Consider the following 23708-nt stretch of genomic DNA (forward strand, 5'->3'; position numbering starts at 1 on the left):
CCAGTCAGGCCCTTTCCGCTCCACTCCGGGTATCATCCTCCTTACGAGAGGCGCGATGAACTTCCCGAAGGAGCTGGTCGAAGCCGTCCGCAAGGGTCAGGTCGTTCCATTCGTGGGTGCCGGCATCAGCATGGGCGTGAAGCGAGGGCTGTTCCCCTCGTGGATCCAACTGCTGGAGGGGCTCGCCGAGCGGCTGCGCGACGAGTCCATCCCCGAGGCCACCATCGCCGAGATGCGGCAGCGCATCGCCCAGGGCGACTTCCTCACCGCCGCCGAAATGGCCTTCACGGAGCTGGGCGCCTACCGCTTCAACCGCTTCCTGCGCGAGCGCATCCGCCAGCGGCATCCGCCTGACGCGGACCTGTCCGTCATCCACGCCCTGTGGGAGCTGCGCCCGCCGGTGGTGATTACTCCCAACTATGACGACGTGCTCCTGTGGGCCCGCGCGGACGCCGAGGCCGTCTCCAACGACCAGGAGGACGAGCTGAACCTCATGGACGCCGAGGCCTCCCCGAACACGCCGCGCGTCTGGTACCTCCACGGCACCATCCACCGGCTGGCCACGCTGGTGCTGGCCGGCGCCGACTACAAGCGGCTCTACGGAGACACCGCGCAGCCAACCAGCTACTCGCAATACACCAACGCCCTGGTGCGCCTGCGCGCGTGGATCGGCTCCAAGCCCTTCCTTTATATGGGCTTCAGCTTCAGCGACCTGTACGTGCTCAAGCAGCTCGAGCACGTCATCGGCATCACCAAGGGCCGCCACGTGCCCAGCTTCGCGCTGATGAAGAAGGGGCAGATCGACCGGGGCGCGCTGTGGCCCCGCTACAACATCCAGCTCCTGGAATACGAGGACCACGGCCCGCCGCTGGCCGCCTTCCTGCGCGGACTGGCGCGCGCCGCCTTCGGTCCGACGCCCGAGGCCACAGGCGGCGACGCCGGCGCGGGCCGACGCGGAGACCCGGGGCCCGTGCCACGCCCCGCGCTGGAGCAGGAGTACACGCGCATCCTCCAGCGTCAGCACCGGCTGGTGCTGCTGGCCCCCGAGGACGGCGGAGCCCGCTCGCTGGCGCGCCGCGTGGCGGAGCAGTACGGCGAGCGCGTCACCTGGCTGGCGCCGCCGAACCTGCCCGACTGCACCGAGGCCGACTACTGCCGCGCCCTGGCCCAGGACGACTCCGTCACCAGCTTCGACGCGCTGGTGGCGCACCTTCGGGCGAAGGCCGCGCGCCTGGGCCGCGAGCACCTCGTCGTCCTGCGCTACGAGTGGGGCCCCATCGAGCACCTGAAGGCGCTGGGCAGCACCCTGCGGCGGATGATGGACGAGCCCTCGGGGGTGCAGTTCCACTTCCTCATCGCGGGCGGTGAGCGCTCGGCGTGGATGCTGCACAACGTGCGCAACTTCTCCGTCTTCTCGGGCGCGCCCCAGCGCGAGGTGCCAGACCTCACGGTGGACGAGGTGCGCCAGTTCCTCCAGGCCGAAGGGCTGGAGGGGGCGCGCTGGGCCTCCAGCGTCCAAGAGGCCACGGGAGGCAACCTGGGGCTGCTCAAGGAGGCGCTGAGCAGCGACGGGCCGCTGGATGCCGACTCGGTGACGGGGAGGCTGGCGCGCAGTCCGGCGCTGCGGGGTGGGGTGCAGGAGTGCCTGCGCCGGGACGAGCGCAACGGGTACGTGGGCGAGCGGAGCTGCCGCGCGGTGCTCGAGAAGCTCCTGTCCGGGCAGTCCGTGGAGCCGCTCGAGCCGCTGGACCACCAGGTGGAGTACCCGGAGGTGCGGCTGTACTTCGCGGGGCTGGTGCGCGCCGAGGCCTCGGGCAAGACGGTGCTCCGGTGCAAGGCGGTGGAGCTGGCCGCGCGCGAGGCGCTGGCGCGCAAGGACGTGCGTCCTTGAGCCGCTGGGCCCTTCTGCTCGGAGTCCTCGGGGTGCTGGCGGCCTCCGTTGGCCGCGCTCAGGAGGGCGCCGGGGCCGAGGTGCTCGTCCCCGGCGGAGAGCCCGAGTCCATCCTCCAGGGGACCGTGTGGGACCCGGTGAGCGGCGACCTCCATACGCTCTCCTTCAGCCCGGACGGACGCTGGCTGGCCACGGGCGGCGGGGACTGGACGGTGCGGCTGTGGGACGTGAGCACGGGCCGCGAGCGCTACCGCCTCGAGGGGCACAAGGGCCCCGTGCATGCCGTGCGCTTCAGCCCCGACAGCCACACCCTGGCCTCGGGAGACAGCACCGGCATGGTGCGGCTGTGGGCGGTGGACACGGGCCGCGCGCTGCCCCAGCCCGAGGCAGGACATACCGGGCTGGTGAAGTCCCTGACCTTCACTCCGGATGGGCAGGTCCTGGCCTCGGGCGGCGGCGACATGATGGTGCGGGTGTGGGACGTGAGCACCGGCCAACGTCGGGTGACGTGGAGGGCCAACGCGGAGCCGCTGCTGACCTTCTGCGACAACCGGCACCTGCTGGACTCGAGCGGAGGCGATGCGCGCCCACGGGTCTGGGACGTGAAGACCGGGCAGGAGCTCCTCTCGAAGGAAGACCTCTCGAAGGTGGTACAGGCCTGCGACACGCGGCTGGCCCCCGAGCCCGAGCGCCTGCCCCCCTCGCAGGCACAACAGAAGGTGGCGGCGAACGATGCCCAGGCGCTGAACCCGCTGGAGGGGCTCGTGGAGTCCCTGCGGGTCTACAGCCCGGGCCGGCAACTGCTGGCCACGGGTGGCAGCGACAACGCCGTGCGCCTGCGCGAGCCGGCCACGGGCCGCGAGCTGCGACGCATGCGCGGCCACACGACGCCCGTGCAGACCATGGCCTTCAGCCCAGACGGGCGCACCCTGGCCACGGGAGGCGGCGACAACACCGTGCGCCTGTGGGACGTGGCCACCGGGCTCGAGCGGCGGCGCCTGGAGGGCAACCAGCAGTCCGTCAACGCCCTGGCCTTCGAGCCACAAGGGGGCATACTCGTCTCGGGTGGCAGCGACGCGTTGCTCCACCGGTGGGACGTACGGGCGGGCCTCGAGCACGAGCGCCTGGATACGGCGGGAGGGCCCGTGCGCGCCATGGCCGTCAGCCCCCACGGGGACCTGGTGGCCTCGGGAGGAGAAGACGGAAGCGTCCTGGTGTGGAAGCCCGGCGCCGACCCTCAGCCGCGCCGCCTGGGAGTCCACGACGGCCCCGTGTTGAGCGTGGCCTTCAGCCCGGATGGACGGTTCCTGATCTCCGGCGGAGGCGACAAGACGCTCCGGCGGTGGGAACTCTCCTCGGACCCCTCGCCACCGCCCTGGACTCGGCCCAACGCCGTGCGGGCCGTGGCCTTCAGCCCGGATGGGCAACTGCTCGCGTGGGGCGAGGAGGACGGCAGCGTTCTCCTATGGGAGTTCGGCACCGGCTACGCCAAGCACCGCCGCCTGGGCAGCCACAGCCGGCCCGTGTCTTCCCTGGCCTTCAGCCGCGACGGACAACTGCTGGCCTCCGGAGGCGGAGACACCCTGCGGCTGTGGGATGTCTCCACGGGCCGCGCGCAAGCCGTTCCCAAGGACGTGTCGGGCGCCGTGTGGGCCGTGGCCTTCCACCCCAAGGAGAAACGGCTCCTGGCCTGGGGCGGAGGCGACAAGACAGTCCGCCTGTGGGACGTGGCGACGGGCCGCAAGCTGCCTCCTTTGAAGGGGCACACCCACGGGGTGACCTCCCTGGCCTTCAGCCCGGACGGCATCGGCCTTGCTTCGGGAGATGAGAGCGGCGTCATCCGCCTGTGGGCCCCGCAGGAGGACATGCCCGAGCGGGGCCTGCTGCGCGCCGCCCGGCAGGGATGGCTGAGCCACCTGCCCGGCCAGCAGGTCCTCCGCCGGGATGACGGGAGCTTCCTGTCCCGTGTCCACGAGGACGGAACGCTCGACTCCGTCGCGCCGCCGCGTCCCGACCTGCCGCCACGGCTCTCCGTCACCGAGCACTACCTGCGCACGCTCCCGGGCGACTTCGGTGAGCCGGGCGAGCTGGTCCTCGCCGTCTCCAATGCCCCGGACGCGGGCCGGGCCTCTTGGATTCGCGTGGAGCCCATCGAACCAGTGCCCGGGCTGCGCCTCCTGCCCTCCGCGCCCCTGATGCGGCTGGAGCCGGGCGGCGCCGCGGAGCTTCGCGTCGGGCTGTCCTATCTCCAGGCCGAGAACACGCCCCTGCCGAAGGAGGCCAGGCTTCAACTGAAGCTCGTCCATGCCTTCGAGCCGGAGGTCCCCCTGGAGGCCATCCCGCTCCAGATCCGAACCCCCGAGCTGCTGCTGGAGGGAGCGCCTCAATTCGAGGGAGAGATCCTCAAGTTCTCCCTGCGCAACGGCGGCACGCAGGCGACCGGCAGGTTCACCGTGAACGTGCAATTGCGGAAGGAGGGAGACAAGGAGAAGTCCTATCCGCTCCGCCCCGAGTCCTGCGAGAACCTGGAGCCGGGGCAGGAGGAGCCGTGCTCCATCTCCATCCGGCTGTCCGACAAGCAGTACGAGCTGAGCAAGGCCTCGCTCCAGCTCACCGCGAGCTACGAGCGGTGGCCGGGCACACGCCCCGGCCCCACCGCTCCCATCCAGGTGCCGCGCCACGCCACGTGGATGGCGGTGTTCGCGGTGGTGGCCATCGTCGGCCTGGGCGCGGTGGCCTTCGTGTACCACGATCGCGTCTACCGCAACCCGATGGTGGTCCAGGCGGCGAAGTCGCCCTCGGTGCTCAAGGTCTACCCCCTGGCGAACATGGTGGCGGCGGACCACGCGCTGCGGCGCGCCCGGAAGCGCGACTCCACCATCACCGCCGCGGGGATCCCCGTCACGCGCTGGGAGCGCATGCTGCGTGGCGCCCAGGCACCTCACGAGGCGGCGGCGGCCTTCGCGGAGGCCACCGGCGCGCGGCTCGGCACCAGCATGGCCGCTCAGTCCTGGGCGCTGACCCTGCCGCCGCTGCGGCTGCGCTTCGCCCGGGACACGGCCGTCGTCATCATCGACGGCACCCGCCTGGAGTCCGGCGAGGCCGAGCGCCTCATGGGCGACGTCTTCCAGGAGGGCCGGGGCCCACGGCAGGTGCTGGTGCTGGACCGCACGCAGACGCAGAACGCGCGCGAGGTGCTCCAGGGCGTGCCCCGCGTGAGCACGGTCGTCCTCTCCTCGGACCAACTGAGGGACCTGCTGCTGGCCGAGGAGCCCGTGCGACTCCTGGAGATCACCATCTCCGAGCAAGTGGCGGTCTCGGAGCTGTCGCCCTACCAGGTGGCGGGCGGGGTGAAGCTGGAGAACCTCTTCTTCGGCCGCGAGCGCGAGGTGCGCGCCATCGCGGACCGCTCGATGCGCAACTTCCTCGTGGTGGGCCAGCGGCAGATGGGCAAGAGCAGCCTGCTGCTGGCGGTGCTGCGGCGGCTCCAGGCGCGCGCGGACGTGGAGGCGCAGTACGTGGAGCTCGCCGACGCGGACCTGCACCGCCGGCTGGCCCGGGAGCGCGAGCTGGTGCCGGCGAGCGGTGCGCTGCCTCCCTTCGTGGAGGTGGCGGCGGGTGTCCCCTCGAAGCCTCGGGTGTGGCTGATCGACGAGGCGGACGACTTCATCGCCGCCGACGCGAAGGCGGGCTACCCGGTGCTGCAGGCGATGCGCGCGCTGGCGGAGGAGGGCCGGGCGTACTTCGTGCTGGCGGGCTTCTGGGAGCTGTACCGGGCGGTGGTGCTGGATGAGAAGCAGCCGCTGCGCAACTTCGGCGAGCACCTGCGGCTGGAGCCGCTGGACGCACGCGCGGCGCTGGCGCTCGTGACCGAGCCCATGGCGGCGCTGGGCCTGCAGTGGGACGCGCCCGCCACGCCCGAGTACCTGCTGGAGCAGGCGGGGCGGAGGGCCAACCTCCTGGTGCTGGCGTGCAAGGCGTTGGTGGAGTCGCTGCCACCCGACACGCACGAGCTGCGCCGCGAGCACCTGGAGCGCGTGCTGCGCGAGGACAAGGACCTGCGAGACCAGGGGCGCCGCTGGCGCGGAGACCACCCGCTGCACCGGGCGGTGGTGCGACAGACATTGCTGCTCGGCCGCCCGACGCGCGAGGAGGTACGACAGGCTTTGAAGGCGCGCACGGCGGACATCCGCGCCACGGATTTCGATGAGGCGATGGACCACCGCGAGCTGAGCTACGTGCTGGTGCCGGATGGAGAGGGGCGCCTGTACTGCCCCGTACCGCTCATGCAGCGCTACATCGAATCCGAGCGCGGGCTGGAGGGAGGTCTGGCGGAGGACCTCGAGGACCTGCGCCGCCGAGGCCTCTCCGGCGTGCCTCCGCCGGTATGAAGACAGCCGAGCAGGCAGTCGGCTGATCAATCCCTCTCAGCCATTGCCTTTTCCAAGGCTCCGACATTTCAGGACCACCCCTGTGCTCGCACAGGATTGTGAACCAACAGACAATCCTCTCCCCGTGTGGGTCATGGGGTGGGATTGACTCTCCTGGAGGATCAGGCGTAACGATTGGAAACACAACATGGCTGCGTACCCGGGGGGGGACGATGCCAAAAGCAGCACACGGCACACCGGACGAGGTGCGCGCCCGTCAGCATGGCGCGTTGGGCGAGGAGCTGTTCCAGGTCCGGAATCGGGGCCTCATCCGCGCCATCTTGAACAACATCTCCGAGGGCATCTCCATCTCCGATGCCCAGGGGACGTACATCTACTCCACCCCTTTCTGCGAGTGGCTCTTCGGCGTGCCCGAGTCGACCCCTCAAGAGGATTGGGACAAGCAAGGCTTCTTCTTTCCCGACGAGCAGACACCCTTTCCCGTCGCGCAGCTGCCCCTCTGGGGGGCCTTGAAGGGAGAGGAGGTCCGCGATGTGGACATGTTCGTCCGCAACGCCAACGTGCCTCAAGGCAGGCATGTCCGCATCAACTGCCTCCCCTTGCGCGACGAGAAGGAGCAGCTCATCGGCACCATGTCCCTGGTGAAGGACGTCACCAAGGCGCGCCAGACCGAGGAGGAGAAGCGTCGCACCGAGCAGCGCTTCCAGCTGTTGGTGGAGATTGCCCGAGAGGGCATCTGGACCATCGACGCCACCAACCGCACCAACTACGTCAACCGCTACATGGCCGACCTGCTCGGCTACAGCGTCGAGGAGATGCTGGGCAAGCCCCTCTTCTACTTCATGGACGAAGAGGGGCAGGCCATCGCCCACGAGAACCTGCGGCGGCGGCGCCAGGGCATCTCGGAGACCTTCGACTTCAAGCTGATCCGCAAGGATGGAACGGCCCTGTGGACGAGCATCTCCACCACGCCCATCAAGGACGAGCATGGCGACTACGTCGGCTCGATGGCCACCCTCACCGACATCACCGAGCGCCGCAGGGCCGAGGAGCAGGTGCGCAAGCTCAACGCGGAGCTGGAGCGCCGCATCGCCGAGCGCACCGCCGAGCTCGAGTTCTCCAACCGCGAGCTGGAGGCCTTCGCCTACTCGGTGGCCCATGACCTGCGCACCCCGCTGCGCAGCATCGCCAGCTTCAGCGACGCGCTGACCGAGGACTGTGCCTCCCGGCTGGACGACACGGGCCTGGACTACCTGCGGCGCATCCGGGGCGGTGCCCAGCGCATGGCCGAGCTCATCGATGGAATCCTCGCGCTCTCGCGCGTCAACCGCACCACGCTGGCCAGCAAGCCGTGTGACTTGTCGGCCATGGCGCGCTCCATCGCCGAGCAGCTCCAGGTCCTCCAGCCCGAGCGCAAGGCGCACTTCCTCATCCAGGAAGGGCTGGTGGACCGGGGTGACCCGCAGCTGCTGCGCTCCGTGCTGGAGAACCTGCTGAGCAACGCCTGGAAGTTCACGCGCGAGCGCCCGCTGGCCGAGATCGAGCTGGGCGTGAAGCAAGAGAGCAGCGGCGGGCGCACCTACTTCGTCAAGGACAACGGCGCCGGCTTCAACATGGAGTACCGGGACAAGCTGTTCGGCGTCTTCCAGCGACTGCACACGCAGTCGGAGTTCGAGGGCACCGGAGTGGGCCTGGCCACCGTGGAGCGCATCATCCGCCGCCATGGGGGCCGCATCTGGGGCGAGGGCCAGCCAGGCCGTGGCGCTTGCTTCTCCTTCACCCTCAACGAGCTGCCCCTGCCGCCGGGGACCGGGCTCACCACCCCCAGGAAGGCCAGCCCATGAACGAAATCAACCAGCGCGTCATCCTGCTCGTGGAGGACAACCCGGATGACGAGGTGTTGACCCTGCGGGCCTTGCGCAAGAGCAACATCCGCAACCCCATCACCGTCGTCCGGGACGGGGCCGAGGCGCTCGACTACATCTTCATCCGCGGCGCCCACGCCGGGCGGGATCCGAGCATCCAGCTCCAGGTCATCCTGCTCGACATCCACCTGCCCAAGGTGGACGGGCTGACGGTGCTGCGGCGCATCCGCGAGTCGGAGCACACGCGGCTGTTGCCGGTGGTGATGCTCACCTCCTCCAACGAGGAGCGGGACCTGGATGGCAGCTACGAGCTGGGCGTCAACAGCTACGTGCGCAAGCCCGTGGGCGTCACCGACTTCTTCGAGGCGGTGCGCCAGCTGGGCATGTACTGGCTCATCCTCAACGAGCCGTTACCTCGCAACACCCGAGGTGCGGGATGAGCTCCAGGCCCCTGCGACTGTTGCTCATCGAGGATTCGGAGGACGATGCCGAGCTGCTGCTGCGGGAGCTGCGGCGCTGCGGCTACGAGCTCTCTCACACCCGCGTCGAGACACCCGAAGAGCTCCGGCAGGCGCTGTGCTCGAACACCTGGGACGTCATCATCACCGACTATGCGCTGCCGGGCTTCGATGGCCTGGCGGCCTTCGCGCAGGTGAAGCAGCGCGGGCTGGACGTGCCCTTCCTCATCGTGTCGGGGAAGATCGGCGAGGACGTGGCGGTGGCCGCGATGAGGGCGGGTGTCCACGACTTCGTCCTCAAGGACAAGTTGGGGCGCCTGGGCCCGGCGGTGACTCGGGAGCTGCGCGAGGCCTCGCTGCGGGCCGAGCGCCGGAAGATGCAGGAGCAGCTCATGCTGTCGGACCGGCTGGCCTCGCTGGGGCTGCTCGCCGCCAGCGTGGCCCATGAAATCAACAACCCGCTCACCTCGCTGATGATGAACCTGGACTTCACCCAGCAGGCCCCGGCCCACCGCAAGCTGAACGAGGACGAGGGGCAGGCGCTGCGGGAGGCCTTCGAGTGCGCCGAGCGCATCCAGCAGATCATCCGCGACATCAAGATCTTCTCCAGCCCGGAGGAGCAGCAGTTCGGCCCGACGGACCTGCACCGGGTGTTGGACTCGGCGCTGCGCATGGCGCACAACCACGTCTTCCACCGGGCGCTGCTCCTCAAGGACTACGGAGAGGTGCCCCGCGTCCACGGCAGCGAGGCCCGGCTGGGGCAGGTCTTCCTCAACCTGGTCATCAACGCGGCCCAGGCCATTCCCGACGGGCACCGCGACGCGCACGAGATTCGGGTCGTCACGCGGATGGACGGTGGCGCCGTGCGCGTGGAGATCCACGACACGGGGGCGGGCATTCCTCCCGAGCTGCACGAGCGCATCTTCGAGCCCTTCTTCACCACGAAGCGGGCCGGAGAGGGCACGGGGCTGGGGCTGTCCATCTGCCGCCGGCTGGTGACGGAGATGAAGGGCAGCATCGGCGTGGAGAGCAAGCCCGGCCAGGGCAGCACCTTCTGGATCCGCCTGCGCGCCGCCCAGGAGGCGAAGGTCGTCGAAGCGGTGAAGGCGAAGGCCACTGGCCAGGGCCTGGGCGTGCTCGTGCTGGATGACGAGGTGTCGGTGGGCAAGGCGCTGAAGCGGCTGCTGCGCGCGCGGCACGAGGTCGTCACCTTCGACCGGGCCCAGGAGGCGCTGGCGTACATCACCTCCGGCCACCGCGTGGACGTCATCCTCTGTGACTTGATGATGCCGGAGATGAGCGGTCCCGAGTTCCATGGGGAGCTGGAGCGGCTGGCCCCGGAGCAGGCCCGACGCATCATCTTCATGACGGGTGGGGCCTTCACGGAGGAGTCCCGCGCTTTCCTGAGCGCGACCCACACCCCTTGCATGGACAAGCCCATCGACGTGCAGCGACTGTTCTCCATGCTGGAGGCGCTGCCGGCCTGAGCCGCCGCCGATTGCCCGCACGGTCGCTCACATGATTTGGTCCGTGGCCGTCATGAGCGATCCGACTGCCCCCATTGGCCGCAACGAGAGTGACTCGGACGATCGCGTGCGTCGCGCGCAGGAGGCCCAGGCGCAGATGGAGGCGGCCTGGGCCGCGGCGGCCCAGAGCCCTGCAGCGCCCACCGCGCCGGCCGAGACCGCCACCCGGGTGAGTGCTCCCCTGCAGGCGCGGGATGGCTTCGAGCGCGCCGCCGTGAGAGGCCCGGCGCTCTCTCCACCGTCGTCCAGCCCCGCGCCCGAGCGCGCCCCCGATGCCACGCCCGCGGGCCGCGTCGGGCCCGTGCCTCCTTCCGAGCGAAGAGCCGAGCTGAACGAGGTGCTCCGCGACGCGATCGGCTCCGCCACCGGCCCGCTCAATACCTTCACTCCTGACTCGGGAAGCGACACGGCGCGAGGCCCGAGAGCCGCCATCTCCCGTGGGCCCGCGGAGCTGCAAGGCGAGGCCCGCGAGCGCGGCACGCAGCGCATCACCCAGGATGGCGATGAGACGGTGCAACGCCAGACGTTGGAGTCGCGCGGCGTGGTGGGCGGAAAGGTCAGCGGTCGGATTGGCGTCAGCCAGGAGCGTGAGCGCACCCAGCAGGTCTCCGTCGAGCAGCGCACTCCGGGCACCACGGCTCCCGCGACGCCGCCGACCAACCATCTCGCGCTGAACTCTCCGGAGCACCTGCCCGAGGGCGGTGAGCTGCGCATTCGTGGCGAGCGGACGCAGAAGGGCCAGACCGGCGCCGAGGCCCCCGTGGGCCCGCTGGCTGTCGGTGCGGACACCGCTCGGGAGCAGGCCCTCGCCTCCGAGGTGCGCATCCGGCGCGAGGGCAATGTGGTGAGCGTGACGCGCATCGACGAGACGCGCACGACCGATACGGCGCGGCTGGGAGGAAGCCTGGGCGTGCCGATGGGTCGCCTGGCGGCCGTGCGCGCCGCTGAGGGCCGCGCGGGCATGGACCACGTGCGCACCGAGCGCGAGGAGCGCACCGCGCAGTTCGACATCTCCACGCCCGCGGGCCGCGAGGCCTACCAGCGCTTCACGCAGAGCCTCGAGGTGCCCGGCGCCGCGGGAGAGGGAGTGCTCTCGGCCAGCCGCCGTGACGTGAGCCGCTACGAGCGCGGGGTACTCGGCAGCGCCGAGGCCGTCACGGGAGTGACGAGCGACAAGGTCGAGGAGCGCTCCCCCACCTTCTTCCGCCAGGAGACGCGCGAGACGCTGCCCGACGGCACCGAGCAGCGCGAGCGCACTGTCGGCGCTCCGAATGGCCGCGTGCGGGTCGCGGAGACGACGCGAGCCGAAGACGGGCAGCCCCGATCCGACTACACGGTGCGCCTGGGCGCCGCGGATGCGACCACCCGCCAGTTGCTGCAGCGCGCCTTTGGCGGCGAGCTGGCCCGGGGCCAGTTCCGTGGGGCCGAGGGCGACGTCACCTTGAGCTTCACGCGTGAGCAGTTCGACCGGCTGCGCACGCGGCTCAACACGGACCATCTGGGACGGCCGCTCGACTCGCCTCCGGCGGGCGCGCAGCAGTTCCTCGAGGTGCTGGCCTCGCGCTCGCCCCTGGAGCTGGCGCAGGCGCTCGATCGCGCGGGAAGGACCGGCCGCATCGAGGGCACGCTCTCGCCGAGCTGAAGCGCACTTTGCAGTAGCACACGAAACGGGCCCTACCTGTCTTGACGGTTTGGGGCACGGGTCATCAGATGTGCCAGGTCACTCTCAAGGGGGCGACATGGCCGACCATGCCTGGGTTCACGAGCTGTTCGCGAAGTTCGACCGGGGCGACATCGAGGGTTGGGCTTCCTACCTCTCGGAGGATGCCGCCTTCCGCATGGGCAGCGGCGTCTCCGTCTCGGGGCCGCACGGTGCCAAGCAGGTCATCCACGCCATCCTCACCCTGGCCCGTGACGTCCGGCATGACCTGCTCGACGTCTGGCAGACCCCGCAGGGCGTCGTCGTCCGAGGCGAGCTGACCCTCAACCGCATCAAGGACGGCCGCCGCATCACCCTGCCCTTCTGCAACGTGTTCGACGTGAAGGAGCAGCGCATCCAGCGCTACCTCTCGCACCTGGACCCCTCGCCCATCTTCGGCTGAGGCCCGCACGAACACACTCCGTGAAATCGTCTTAAATCAGGACAATCAGGACAGGTAGGATGGAGCATGGATGCTCCACTTTGGGGATTCGCTGGCGGGAGGCTTCAGAGGGAGAGAGGAGCTGGCACGGGGCCTGCTTAGGCGGGAGGCCGCATTCCACATCTCCCTTCCCCCGGAGTCTTCATGTCCCTGTTTCGCAACACGCTGGCGACGGCCGCCGCGGCCCTCTCCCTGACCGCCTGTGGTCCCCAGCAGAGCCCCGAGTCCGAGCCGCCCGCCTCCGCCATCGCCGACGCGGCCAAGGACGCCGCTGGCCGTGGCTCCGAGGGCCAGTTGGATCCGCTGTTCGACGAGGCCGCGCGTGACTTCAACGTGCCGGCCGACCTGCTCAAGGCCATCTCCTTCACCGAGACGCGCTGGCAGATGGTGGAGGGCCACGAGGAGTTCGAGGGCCTGCCGGCCGCCTACGGCGTCATGGCGCTGCGCGGCGAGCGGCTGGAGCGCGGCGCGGCCCTCACGGGCGTGTCGGTGGAGCAGGCTCGGAGCGACGCGCGGGCCAACATCCGCGCCGGCGCCGCGCTGCTTTCGACGTACGCGGAGGAGCTGAAGGTAGAGCGCGCGGACGTGGGCGCCTGGGCTCCCGCGGTGGCCCGCCTCAGCGGCATCACCCACAGCGACGCGCAGGCCGATTACATCCACAAGGAAGTCTACGCCACGCTGCGCAACGGCGTGGTGGCCGAGGGCGCGGAGGGCCAGGTGGTGGCGTCCATCATGCCCACGCCGGTCGAGGCGAAGTTCGAGCTGCCCGCCGCGCGCGCCATGGCCGCGGGCCCCAACTACGGTTCGTCCATCTGGCGCCCCTCGCCCAACTACAACGCGCGCCCCTCGGGCACGAACGTCTCGATGATCGTCATCCACACCTGCGAGGGCGGCTACTCGGGGTGCTGGAGCTGGCTGACGAACTCGGCGGCGGGCGCCTCGGCGCACTACGTGGTGAACGAGAGCGGCAGCGAGATTTCGCAGCTGGTGAACGAGGCCAACCGCGCCTGGCACGTGGCGGCCAGCTACAGCTGCAGCCTCAACGGCAGCAAGGACTGCGGGCTCAACGGCGTGTCGGTGAACCACTTCTCGGTGGGTATCGAGCACGGCGGCTACGCCAGCCAGACCTCCTTCCCCACGGGGCAGATCGACGCCTCGGCGAAGCTCTCGTGCGACATCTCGCGCGACCAGGTGATTACGCGTGACAGCTACCACATCGTGGCGCACGGGCGGCTGCAGCCGTCGACCCGTACGGACCCGGGCCCGAACTGGCCGTGGTCGACGTACATCAGCAAGGTGAACTCCTACTGCGGCAGCACCGGTGGCGGTGCGACCATCATCGTGGACAGCAACAACGCCAACAACAACACGGCGTCGGCCAAGTACTCGGGCTCGGCGACGTGGGCGTCGGGCTCGTCCGCGGGCTATTACGGCAGCGGCTACGACTACGCCTCCACGGATGCCGTGTCGGATCCGGTGACGTTCTCCTTCTACCTGTCGGCGCCGGCCACGAAGACGATCGACGCGTGGTGGGTGTCGGGCACCAACCGCTCCACGGCGACGCCGTTCATCGTGTGGGACGCGAACGGCAACAAGCTGGGCACGGTGTACAAGAACCAGCAGACGGGCGGCGGGGCGTGGCAGGTGCTGGGCACCTACAGCTTCCCGGCCGGCTGGAACGAGGTTCAGGTCAGCCGCTGGGCCGCTGCGGGCTCGGTCGTCATCGCCGACGCCATCCGCGTCCGGTAGTTCGAACTCGAGGCTGTGAAGGAAGGAAGGCCCGGGGCCAGTGGGCTCCGGGCCTTTCGCTTTCGCAGAACCGGGGTCAAGGGGGGTGATCTCACCCATGTGCCTGTCGGTACAACGCGTTATGAGGGGCGGGTTAGAGGTCCACTCCCATGCGCCTGCCGAAGAAGAAGCCGACCCCTCTGAAGCCGATCAAGCTGCCCGGATGGGTGCTGCCGACGCTGCGGCCCCGGGTGCTTCTGGCGCAGCTGCGCACCCGGTATCGGACGGACGTGGCCCCCCTGCTGCAGCCCGAGCACGACGCGGAGTACGAGGCCAGGCTCTTCGCGACGCTCAAGACCTCCACCCTCCACAAGGCGCACATCACCGTCTTTCCTGAGTACGCCTGGCCGGCGAGCTCGGTCCCTCAGCTGCGAAAGTGGTTGGAGGTGTCTCTGGAAGAAGGCTGCGCGTGCGTGCTCCCGTTCGAGCACACGCTGCTGAGCAACCTGCCCGAGCTGCTGGACGGGATGGGCGTGGACGCGACTGAGGCAAAGACCTTCATCGAGGAGCTGGACGCCGCATGCGGTGGCATTGCCAGGGAGCAGGGCTACTGCAACTTCCTCCTCTTCGCGGTGCGGGCGAAAGGCAAGATCCACCTCGTGCCCCAGGCCAAGCTCGCTCCAGCTGCCTTCGAAGAGCTGGGCCCCAAGCGATTCATCCGGGGCAGCTACGTGCGCCGCATCCAGGGAAAGAACCTCTCGGTCGCAACAGCCATCTGCTTCGACTTCATCGCACGGGATGAGGCGACGGATGTACGCCCGCGCGAGGCACTTCTGGGAGAGGCAAGACCGGATCTGCTCATCGTCCCCGAGTGCAACCCTTCACCCCTGAATGCCGTGTATGCCCGTGGGCTGGTGGCCCTCTATGCCGACCCCGCCTGGGCACGCCAACCGCCCGTGGTGCTCTTCACCAACGTGGCCGCGGGCACATCTCTGCCAGGGCTCAAAAGTTCCTCATTCGGGTCGAGCCGAGCCTTCGGAATGCTTGGCAGGGTCAGCTCACGGGCGGACTCCTTCTTCCATGAGTTCGGTGGCGTGGTCGCACTCAGGCCCGCTCCCTCCAAGGGATTCGATGAGCTGCCGCATCCCACCCAGAAACTGCTGACCATCCGCCCGGAGGAGTCAGCGGTCTGCCTTACCCTGCCCACCCTGGGCTCGGGCCCCACCAAGGACCCGGAAGCAGGGCGCATCCATACCGATGTTGAGCCCCTGCGCTATGTCGCGAAGGAGCAGCGCTGGCAGCCGATCCACCACACAGCGCGCCCCCCGCTCGTGCAGGGCGTTCAGGGCATCCCTACCGGCTTGCTGGAACATGCGCGCCCCGGAGTTCACACCCAGGAGGAAGAGGACTTCGCTCGGTTGCTGCGTCAGGCCTCGGGCCCGCTCTGGGTTCATGGCCCGCCCGGCAGTGGCAAGTCCATGCTGACGGCCAGCCAGCTCCATTTGCTCGTCGTGAATCCTGGGTTGGCGCGGGTCGTATGGCTGGACCTGAGCCGCTCGGAGGGCGGCTCCGTGGACAAGCTGCGGGCGGGCCTGCTGCAGGCGCTGGGCAAGCCGCGCGCGATCGACCGCTCTTCAAAAGAGCAATGGGGCGTCATCCAGCAGGAGCTGTCGCGCCGCCCCACCGTGCTCGTCTTGGACAGTTTCGAGTGGTGGTCTGGCGAAGGCGAGGCTCCACTGCCGGCGGAGTTGCGGCAGATGGCTTCCTACTGGCCTGGCCGGCTGGTGCTCACCACCCGGGGCGCGGTTCCCGAGGGTGATGCCTTCATCAAGGTTGCTCGCCTGGATGCGAGCCAGGCCCATGCCTTCCTGAGCCAGGAGGTGAGCCGTCCCGTCGACCGGCTACTCTCGGACGCGGTCCACCGCACCCTTGGTGGCCTGCCGCTAGCGCTCAGCTGGGTGGCCGGAATGCTGCGCGCCGGGCGCCCTCCCGAAGAGATCTCCGCCGGACTGGAGGTCGCGGAGCAGCGGCGGGCCCAGAGTGTCGATGCCGATGGGCTGGAGGAACTGCTGAAGGAGAGCACTGCCCAGCTGCCGCCCCAGGCGACCGCCCTCCTGGGCGTGCTCGCGCTGCTGCCTGCGCCCGTGGAGCATGAGGATCTCGCGGACATCCTCGGTTTGTCTTCCCAGCAAGTCGACGAGGCACTGGGCGAGCTGGAGGCGCGAAACCTCGTCCTGCGGGAGTCGCGGAGCGAGGGCAAGGGGGGCAAGGTCTACGGACGTCATCCCGTCGTCCGCCAGTTCGGGCGGGAAGCCACGGCCCTGCGCGAGCATCACCAGAAGCTCCTCGAGGACTGGACGCTGAAGCTGTTGAGGTCGCATGGCGGCGACAGGCGCTGGAGAGAGTTTCCGCAGGTCTGGCGACGCTGGGAGCATCTACGCGCCGTGCTGTACTGGCTCTCCGACAGTCCGCTGCCCGCGCAGCAGCGGCGCTTCCTCCAAGGCTGGCGCAACGCGGACTACCCACTCTGGTCGGGAGGACGCTGGCGGGACCGAGCAGCTCTGGGCCGCAAGGCGCTCGCGGTGGCGAAGCTGCTCGGGGCGGAGGCAGCACATGACGAGGCGCATGCCGCCTATGACTCGGTGGCGGAGACGGAGTGGCATCTGGGCATCACGCCCCTCGAAGGTGTCTGGCCGCTCTTCGAGCACGCCGAAGCGCTCATGACAGCGAGCGGCGACCGCGCCGGGCTCGTGATGGTCGACTACTATCGAGGCCGGCTGCTTCGCCATGAGAAGCGGCTGGTCGAGGCGCGAGCGCGGGCGACAAAAGCCGAGACGGCGGCCCGGGCGCTCCAGGATGAACGCCTGCTTGGGCTCGTCCTCAACCTGATGGCGAAGGTGGAGATGAGCGAGGGAAACCTGCTCATTGCCCGCGAGCGGTTTGGCGAGGCCCGCGAGTGCTTCAAGCGGCAGAAGGATGACGAGATGGTGGCGATCGTCGACCGCAACGAGGGCCAGCTTGCCTTCAAGCAGGACCTGCTCGGCCAGGCGCTCGAGCTGCTCGAGCGCTCCATGAGTGGGTTCCAGGCGCTCCGGCTCGAAGTGGAGGAGGCAGAGGCCGCCAATCACCACGCTCAGGTGCTCGCGAAGCTCGGTGAGTTCGACGAAGCCGAGGCGGAGTTCCGCTGGGCTCGAGGCATCATCGAGGAGCTCGGTGCAGCGGTCCGCGAAGAAGAGTTCAAGCAGACCGAGAAGCTGATTGAGGCGAGCCGGAAGGGCTGAGGCGGTGAGTGTAGCCCGCCACCAGGCGGGAGAGGACCTGCTCCGCATACTTGGAGGCCGTCACCGCATCGATTCCCACGGACTGGAGGAACTGCTCCACCACGCGCTGGGCCTCCTCGGGACTTTCCAGCAGGAGCGCCTCATGCCGACCGCCACCTCCATCGTGGACGGATTGATTCAGGCGAGCACGAGAGGCCTGACGCTGCACGAGCAAGACGCCCTCTGAGAGCTGATGAACCTCGAAGGCCGAGAGCGGCAGTGGCATGTATGCTGCCGGACTCGTCTGGTCATACGGCTGCCGCTGTCTCCCGAGCAGAGGCTTACCGTAGAAGCCGAGCCACAGCACCGCGGCCTCCGAGGCATCGAGCCAGCGCGCAGCGCCATGGGGGCGCAGTTCCAGCCGAGAACCCAGAGCACACTGTCCAACGCCGCTAATGCCGGGAAGAGTCGTCGCCTCGAAGAACAGGTGGAGGCTTGGCTGCCATGGCACCTCGACGGACATGGACACCCCTGCGGCTCAGCCAGATGCGGCTGTTAGCCGTATAACCTGATTATTGCTTGGCTGCCTGCCAGCTTCAGCCTTCTTTTCACAAAGGTGCGCATCAAGCCGGTGAGGGGACAAGGTCGGTTCTTCGCCGCCAGGGGTGGGTGTCCGAAACTGGCTGCACGCTCCTACATGCGGCACATCGTACTGTCTGAGTACGCTGACGGCTGCCTACGTGTGACGTAGGCTATGACCCTCGAGCCATTTCATGGGCAGAGCACACGTACCCGCGCCGCACCCGGACTGTCTCCCCGAGGGGACGGTGGTGGGCAATTGGCGCGTGGTGCGGCGACAAGGCCAGGGCACCTATGGGGCCGTCTACCGCGTCGTTCCCGAGGGCCAGGAATCGGCGGCTCCCGTGGCGCTCAAGCTCGCCCTGTACCCGTGGGATCCGCGCTTCGTGCGCGAGGTCGTGCTGCTGTCTCGCATCCAGCACCCGAGCGTCCCGAGCCTTCGGGACCATGGCTTCTGGAGGCATCCTTCGGGCGCGGCCCATCCCTACTTCGCCATGGAGTGGGTGGAGGGCACGTCGCTGTATGCCTGGGCGCGGGAGTCCAACCCCACCTCTCGACAGGTGCTCCAGCTCCTTGCCCAGCTGGCCCGCGCGCTCCAGGCCACTCATGCGGCCGGTGCCGTGCATCGGGATGTCAAAGGCGACAATGTGTTGGTGCGGCGCGAGGACCGCCGCGCCTTTCTCACCGACTTCGGCGCGGGGAACTACCCGGGCGCGGTGCGCCTGACGTGGCAGTCGTTGCCTCCTGGGACACCGGCCTACCGTTCTCCCGAGGCGTGGCGGTTCCTGACCCGCTTCGGCTTCTCGGCGGATGCCCACTACGAAGCCGGGCCAGGCGATGACCTCTTCGCGTTGGGAGTGGCCGCTTACCGGCTCGTCACCGGCGAGTACCCGTCGGAGGAAGGGCACCTCTGGCTGCCGAACGGCGCCGGCGCGAGGCCTCCGCTGGAGCTCAATCCCCGGGTCGTGCCGCAGCTCAGTGAATTGATCCTTCGCATGCTCGCGGTACTCGCCGAGGCACGCGGCACGGCGGGAGCGCTGGCCGAGGACTTGGAACTCGCAGCGGAGCGCTCGGGCCTGGAGGCGGATCACCCCCTCTTCGTTCCTGAGTCGTCTCCTCCCGCGCCCCAGCTTCAGCAGGAGGCCCTCGACCCCTTCCAGCCTCCGTGGGATATGGAGGAGGTGCGCTCCTCCGAGCAGCCAGCACCCACCCCTCCTGTCGAGCCTGCGCCGATGGAAGCTCAGGTGCCCGTTCCTGGGCCAGCGCGTGCGCGGCGCCCCCGCCTGCCCTGGTTCGCGGTAGCGGCCGCTGGAGTGCTGCTGCTCCTATGGGCTGGGCACATCGTGCATGCGTGGGTCGAGAAGGTGTCTGCGCAGGCACAGGCGGCGCTGGAGACGGACGCCCCGGACGCCGGCACTTCGGCTGTCGGGGATACCTCGCTGACAGCGCCTCTTGCTTCCGCTCACGTCCCCGCCAGCCGCGAAGCGGTTGCCCTTGATGAGTCTCCAAAGTTGTTCCCGGGACAGCGCAAACCGGATGCGAAAGGCCAGTGCCCGGACCAAGAGCAGGTCGCTATCAACGGTGGCTGCTGGGTGAACGTCGCGATGGGTGCCGACGCCTGTGAGCGCAATGGCTACGTGTACCTCCAGGGCAAGTGCTACGCCCCCTCCTTTGCTCCGCCCCGTAAACCCACCTCGGAGCCTGGAGAGCCTCGCTAACCCCCTGAAGAAAGGGCTTCAGACAAACCTGTCTGACAACCAGACAGGTTTTGGGACTCAGGCGAACTTCCGCGCGAGGAAGTCGAGCAGGGCCCGGTTCACATCGCTCGGGTTCTCGATGGTGCTGGTGTGACCGGCACGGGGGATGCGCACCAACTCCGAGCCGGCGATGGCCTGGTGGATGCGCTCGGCCTTGGCGGGCACGGTGGCCACGTCTTCCTCTCCGACGAGGACCAGCGTCGGGCAGCGGATGTTCTTCAGCTCCTCATGGATGCTCGAACGGTCGATGACTCCCGTCACCGCGCGGTGGATGTTTCGCTCGAGCCCCGCGAGGCGACCTTCCCACTCTCGCCGCAGCTCGGCTCGGGCCGGGTCGGTCAGGAAGCTCTGGCCGAACATGATCCGCATCACCTTCGACACGACGAGCCTCGCGCCGAGCAGCCGCACGACCCACGAGAGCTGGCGGTACCTCGGCTTGTTCTCCGCCGGCTCCGGGTCGGCGCTGGTCTCCATCAGGATGCAGGACTTCAAGAGCTCCGGATGCCGTGCCGCCAGTCGCATGGCCACGAAGCCACCCATGGACAGGCCGACGAAATGCACCGGCTTGTCGGGGGAGCGCTGTCGGATCAGCTCCGCGGCGTCCTCGGCCAGTGAGTCCATGTCGAGCCGGTCAGCTGTCTTCTCGGACCGGCCCTGCCCGCGATGGTCGAAGGTGATGACGCGGTAGCGGTCCTTCAGGACGGCGACCTGCTCGCGGAACATCTCCCCGGACCACAACAGTCCATGGGAGAAGACGATCGTATCGGTACCGGCGCCGTGCTCCTCGTAATAGAGCTGCGCGCCATGGATCCGGATGTGCGGCATGCGAACTTTCAAGAGTGATGAGACGCCGCGCTCACTGTACAGGGCGCCGGGAATTCTCGTGCGCCCGTGGTGCCTGTGACGATACAACCCGCCAGAGAGTGTCCAGGTAGGGGAATGGATGAGGATCGAGCGCATCGAGCTCAAGAACTTTCGCGGCTTCGAGTCGCGCACCTTGGAGCTCGCTCCATCGTTCAACATCCTCATCGGCGACAACGGCACTGGAAAGACCGCCATCCTTGATGCGCTCTCCATTGGCGCGGGAGCCCTGTTCCTCGGGCTCGATGGGGCCTCCCCACCTGGTATCCACCGTCTCGATGTGCGCCGTGTCACTCACAAGCTGGGAGAGGTTCTCACCCTGGAGGCGGCCTACCCCGCGCAGATCACCTGCTCTGGCATCATCGGAGACAAGGCTCTCCAGTGGGCTCGAACCCTTGAAGGGCCGACCAAGCACACGACCCACGGGGGCGCGAGTGAGCTCGCTCGACTCGGTACCACCTGGAACAATCGGGTAAGGGCTGGGAAAGAGCTCACCCTTCCACTCATCTCGTACTACGGCACGGGCAGGCTGTGGCTCCAGCGGCGCGAGCGGCGCTCCACTTCCTCGGATGGTGCGCGCGTCCTGCGGCCTGGCTCCCGCTTCCGCGGCTATCGCGGCTGCCTCGACCCCAGCTCCGACCACAAGGGCTTTGTCTCCTGGTTCAAGACGATGGAGCTGATCCAGATCCAGAAAGGACAGGAGCTCGGAACGCTTGCCGCGGTGAAACAAGCGCTGAGCAAGTGTCTGCGCGGCTGGCGGGAGGTGCTCTACGACTTCCGGCTCGGAGCACTGATCGCGAGAAACGAGAACACGCAACTTCCCTTCGAGATGCTCAGCGACGGCGTGCGCAACATCCTCGCCATGGTGGGGGATATCGCTTACCGGGCGGCCACCCTCAACCCGCACCTGCGCGAGGAGGCATCCTCGAAAACCCCCGGCATCGTCCTCATCGACGAGATCGATCTACACCTTCATCCTCTCTGGCAACGTGAAGTCGTGGATGATCTGCGCGCTGTCTTCCCCGCCATCCAGTTCGTGGCGACAACGCACTCTCCCTTCATCATCCAGTCCCTTCGCAAGAACGAGCTCATCAACCTGGATGATGCCGCGAGGGAGACGCTCCCGAGCCGGAGTATCGAGGACATCGCCGAAGCGGTGATGGGGGTCGAGCTGCCCCAGCGCAGCCATCGACACCAGGAGATGATGGTGGCAGCGCGGGCCTATTATGAGGCGCTCGAGGAAGCCAAGAGCGCCAATGGCCGCAAGCTGGCGGCGCTCAAACGGAAGCTGGACGAGCTCTCCGCTCCGTTCAGCGATGATGTCGCGTACCACGCGTTCCTCGAGATGCAGCGGCGCGCCGCGAAGCTCCCAGGAGACAAGGGATGAGGCCCGTGGAGCGCGGGAGCTGGCCGCTGGATGCCCAGGGAACGCCCCGGGCCTTCGCGGAGTACGCCGAGGCACGAGGCGAGCTCATCGCCCGGCTCGGTGAGTACTGTTCGTTCTGCGAGAGCCAGCTCAACGCGAGCCTGGCTGTCGAGCATGTCCTGCCCAAGAAGCCCAACCCACGCCGAGCGTTGGACTGGGACAACTTCTTGCTGGCTTGCGTGAACTGCAACAGCACCAAGGGCACCAAGCCTGTTCGCCGAGGGAAGCACTACTGGCCCGACCGCGACAACACGGCGCGTGCGTTTACCTACAAGGCGGATGGAGTCGTGACACTGGCGCCGGGCCTGACGGGCCCCCAGCAAAAGGTCGCGAAACGCACGCTGGAGCTGACCGGGCTCCACAAGCTCCCGACGAAAGACCCCAAAGCCAGCGACCGGCGCTGGATGCATCGCCGCGATGCATGGGGACGCGCCGAACGCGCGCGAACCTGCCTGGCGGCCTGCGACACGCCAGACATGAGGCAATGCATCATCGAGCAGGCGACCGCGCTCGGCTACTGGTCGATCTGGATGACCGTCTTCTCCGCGGACTCGGACATGCGCCAGCGGCTCATCGCCGCATTCACGGGAACCAGCGCCGGCTGCTTCGATATGCAGACCCAACCCGTCGCGCGCCCCAGCGGCGCTCTTTGAGCTCGCAGGGACGAGGCTTCAGCGGACCTCGTGGTCGCGGATCATCGCCAACTGCGTCTCCGCCGTCAGGTTCTTCAGCCCCATGTGCCCGAACGGAAAGGTGCCGTACACCTTCTGCCCGTCCTGCCCCGGAATCGGCGAGGTGAACCCCGCCAGCCCCACCCCCACCACCTCGTCCGCGTTCGACCAGATGCTGTAGACGTGGTCGCCCTCGTCGTGCTCCACCGCGTTCAGGTCCTTGAGGATCTCCGAGCGCGGGTGCAGCCCGCTCGTCTTGTTCGTCGTCGGCACCAGGTCCCCCGTCATCATCGCCGCCGCCAGCCCGTGGTTCGCTCCCGCGATGCCCACGAACGTGTCCACGCTCCCCGTCAGCGCCTCGCCCAGGTCGTAGTTCTTGCGCGCGTATGGGTCGAACCCGTCTCCACCCTGGATCGCCTTGCGCGCCAGCGTCACCCCCATCGAGTGCCCCACCACGTCCACCTTCTCCGCGCCCGTGTACTCCTTCACCGCCTCGATGAACGCCCGCACCTCCGTCAGGTACTTCTCCGAGTGGTGCTGCTCCGAGGACTTCAACGGGTTCGCCGGCCCCCACGTCATCGCGTACATCTCCGACGACTTGTAGCCCTGCTTCGAGAAGTGCTCGATGGAGCCCTTCCATCCCGCCGCGCTGTCCGAGTTGCCGTGGATGAAGATGACCGGCTCCTTCGTCACCTTCTCTCCCGCGCTGCCCTTGCCCCCGAACGCCGGCACGTTCCCCTTGGCGAAGTCGTAGCCGCCGTAGCCGTTCTCGTGCAGCCACTTCTGGAAGTCGTTCGAGAAGCGCGACGCCTTCGACACGCTCACCTCATTCGACCGGCTCGTACGGGCGGTGGCGGAGGTGCTCGGCTGCTGGGTAACGCGCGTCGTCATGGCGGACTCCATAGGGGCTTAAGTCGGCTTACTGGTCACATTGTCTTACCTCCACCCCTGTGAGTTGCGTCGCCCCTGGCGTTTTCCTTTCTTGTCCTCCAAGGTATTGAAAAGACTGGGGCTCAGAGCGGCTGGACGCGCTCGGCCAGGCGCCCGGTGGACAGCAGCTCCCAGAATTCACCGGCTCGGCCTGCGCCCCGCTCGCGGATCCACCGCAGCGCATCCGGTCCGGCCAGCAAGGTGAGGCTCGAGCTCATTCGGGC

General features: G+C 68.5%; 16 protein-coding genes. 13 read left to right on the forward strand and 3 right to left on the reverse strand.

Annotated elements, in window-relative coordinates; genetic code table 11:
* Nucleotides 1–55: 55 nt before the first annotated feature.
* The 11 genes from SYV04_RS28040 to SYV04_RS28090 all read left to right on the forward strand — a co-directional run bounded on the left by SYV04_RS28040 (nucleotide 56) and on the right by SYV04_RS28090 (nucleotide 19557).
* Nucleotides 56–1891 carry an SIR2 family protein gene (locus SYV04_RS28040; protein ID WP_321548998.1) on the forward strand — a complete coding sequence of 612 codons (1836 nt, stop codon included), beginning with the start codon at nucleotides 56–58 and terminating at the stop codon, nucleotides 1889–1891.
* Nucleotides 1888–6282 carry a WD40 domain-containing protein gene (locus tag SYV04_RS28045; protein WP_321548999.1) on the forward strand — a complete coding sequence of 1465 codons (4395 nt, stop codon included), beginning with the start codon at nucleotides 1888–1890 and terminating at the stop codon, nucleotides 6280–6282. Before SYV04_RS28040 ends, SYV04_RS28045 begins: the two co-directional genes overlap by 4 nt.
* 212 nt (nucleotides 6283–6494) lie before the next feature.
* Entirely contained in the window at nucleotides 6495–8126 is a 1632-nt protein-coding gene (locus tag SYV04_RS28050) for a PAS domain S-box protein (protein WP_321549000.1), read from the forward strand.
* The gene (locus SYV04_RS28055) at nucleotides 8123–8587 is read left to right on the forward strand and encodes a response regulator (RefSeq protein WP_321549001.1); all 465 of its coding nucleotides are present in this window, start codon (nucleotides 8123–8125) and stop codon (nucleotides 8585–8587) included. The genes SYV04_RS28050 and SYV04_RS28055 overlap by 4 nt, the downstream gene beginning before the upstream one ends.
* The gene (locus SYV04_RS28060; protein ID WP_321549002.1) at nucleotides 8584–10092 is read left to right on the forward strand and encodes a response regulator; all 1509 of its coding nucleotides are present in this window, start codon (nucleotides 8584–8586) and stop codon (nucleotides 10090–10092) included. The genes SYV04_RS28055 and SYV04_RS28060 overlap by 4 nt, the downstream gene beginning before the upstream one ends.
* Before the next feature lie 52 nt (nucleotides 10093–10144).
* Nucleotides 10145–11773, forward strand: a complete 1629-nt coding sequence (locus SYV04_RS28065; protein WP_321549003.1) for a hypothetical protein — start codon at nucleotides 10145–10147, stop codon at nucleotides 11771–11773.
* Between the two features lie 97 nt (nucleotides 11774–11870).
* Nucleotides 11871–12233, forward strand: a complete 363-nt coding sequence (locus SYV04_RS28070) for a nuclear transport factor 2 family protein (protein ID WP_321549004.1) — start codon at nucleotides 11871–11873, stop codon at nucleotides 12231–12233.
* 183 nt (nucleotides 12234–12416) lie between these two features.
* On the forward strand, nucleotides 12417–14021 hold the full coding sequence (locus SYV04_RS28075; protein WP_321549005.1) for a golvesin C-terminal-like domain-containing protein: 1605 nt from the start codon (nucleotides 12417–12419) through the stop codon (nucleotides 14019–14021).
* Nucleotides 14022–14170: 149 nt separating this feature from the next.
* Nucleotides 14171–17281, forward strand: a complete 3111-nt coding sequence (locus tag SYV04_RS28080) for an AAA family ATPase (protein WP_321549006.1) — start codon at nucleotides 14171–14173, stop codon at nucleotides 17279–17281.
* 4 nt (nucleotides 17282–17285) lie between these two features.
* Nucleotides 17286–17507 (forward strand): hypothetical protein, encoded by a 222-nt coding sequence (locus tag SYV04_RS28085; RefSeq protein ID WP_321549007.1) that lies wholly within the window; start codon nucleotides 17286–17288, stop codon nucleotides 17505–17507.
* 526 nt (nucleotides 17508–18033) lie between these two features.
* Nucleotides 18034–19557, forward strand: a complete 1524-nt coding sequence (locus tag SYV04_RS28090) for a serine/threonine protein kinase (protein WP_321549008.1) — start codon at nucleotides 18034–18036, stop codon at nucleotides 19555–19557.
* 57 nt (nucleotides 19558–19614) lie between these two features.
* On the opposite strand, the gene SYV04_RS28095 is transcribed toward SYV04_RS28090, so the two are convergent.
* The gene (locus SYV04_RS28095; protein ID WP_321549009.1) at nucleotides 19615–20421 is read right to left on the reverse strand and encodes an alpha/beta fold hydrolase; all 807 of its coding nucleotides are present in this window, start codon (nucleotides 20419–20421) and stop codon (nucleotides 19615–19617) included.
* A 118-nt stretch (nucleotides 20422–20539) separates the two neighbouring features.
* Between SYV04_RS28095 and SYV04_RS28100 the strand changes: the two genes are divergently transcribed.
* Nucleotides 20540–21844 carry an AAA family ATPase gene (locus tag SYV04_RS28100; RefSeq protein WP_321549010.1) on the forward strand — a complete coding sequence of 435 codons (1305 nt, stop codon included), beginning with the start codon at nucleotides 20540–20542 and terminating at the stop codon, nucleotides 21842–21844.
* A complete protein-coding gene (locus SYV04_RS28105; RefSeq protein WP_321549011.1) occupies nucleotides 21841–22536 on the forward strand; it encodes an HNH endonuclease in 696 nt (231 codons plus the stop codon). The genes SYV04_RS28100 and SYV04_RS28105 overlap by 4 nt, the downstream gene beginning before the upstream one ends.
* 18 nt (nucleotides 22537–22554) lie before the next feature.
* Here the strand turns inward: SYV04_RS28105 and SYV04_RS28110 are convergent, their stop codons facing one another.
* Together SYV04_RS28110 and SYV04_RS28115 are read right to left on the reverse strand one after the other, a co-directional pair.
* Nucleotides 22555–23445, reverse strand: a complete 891-nt coding sequence (locus tag SYV04_RS28110; protein WP_321549012.1) for a lipase family protein — start codon at nucleotides 23443–23445, stop codon at nucleotides 22555–22557.
* A 122-nt stretch (nucleotides 23446–23567) separates the two neighbouring features.
* A complete protein-coding gene (locus tag SYV04_RS28115) occupies nucleotides 23568–23702 on the reverse strand; it encodes a hypothetical protein (protein WP_321549013.1) in 135 nt (44 codons plus the stop codon).
* Between the last annotated feature and the right edge of the window lie 6 nt (nucleotides 23703–23708).

Source organism: Hyalangium ruber (assembly GCF_034259325.1).
Taxonomy (GTDB): Bacteria; Myxococcota; Myxococcia; order Myxococcales; family Myxococcaceae; genus Hyalangium_A; species Hyalangium_A rubrum.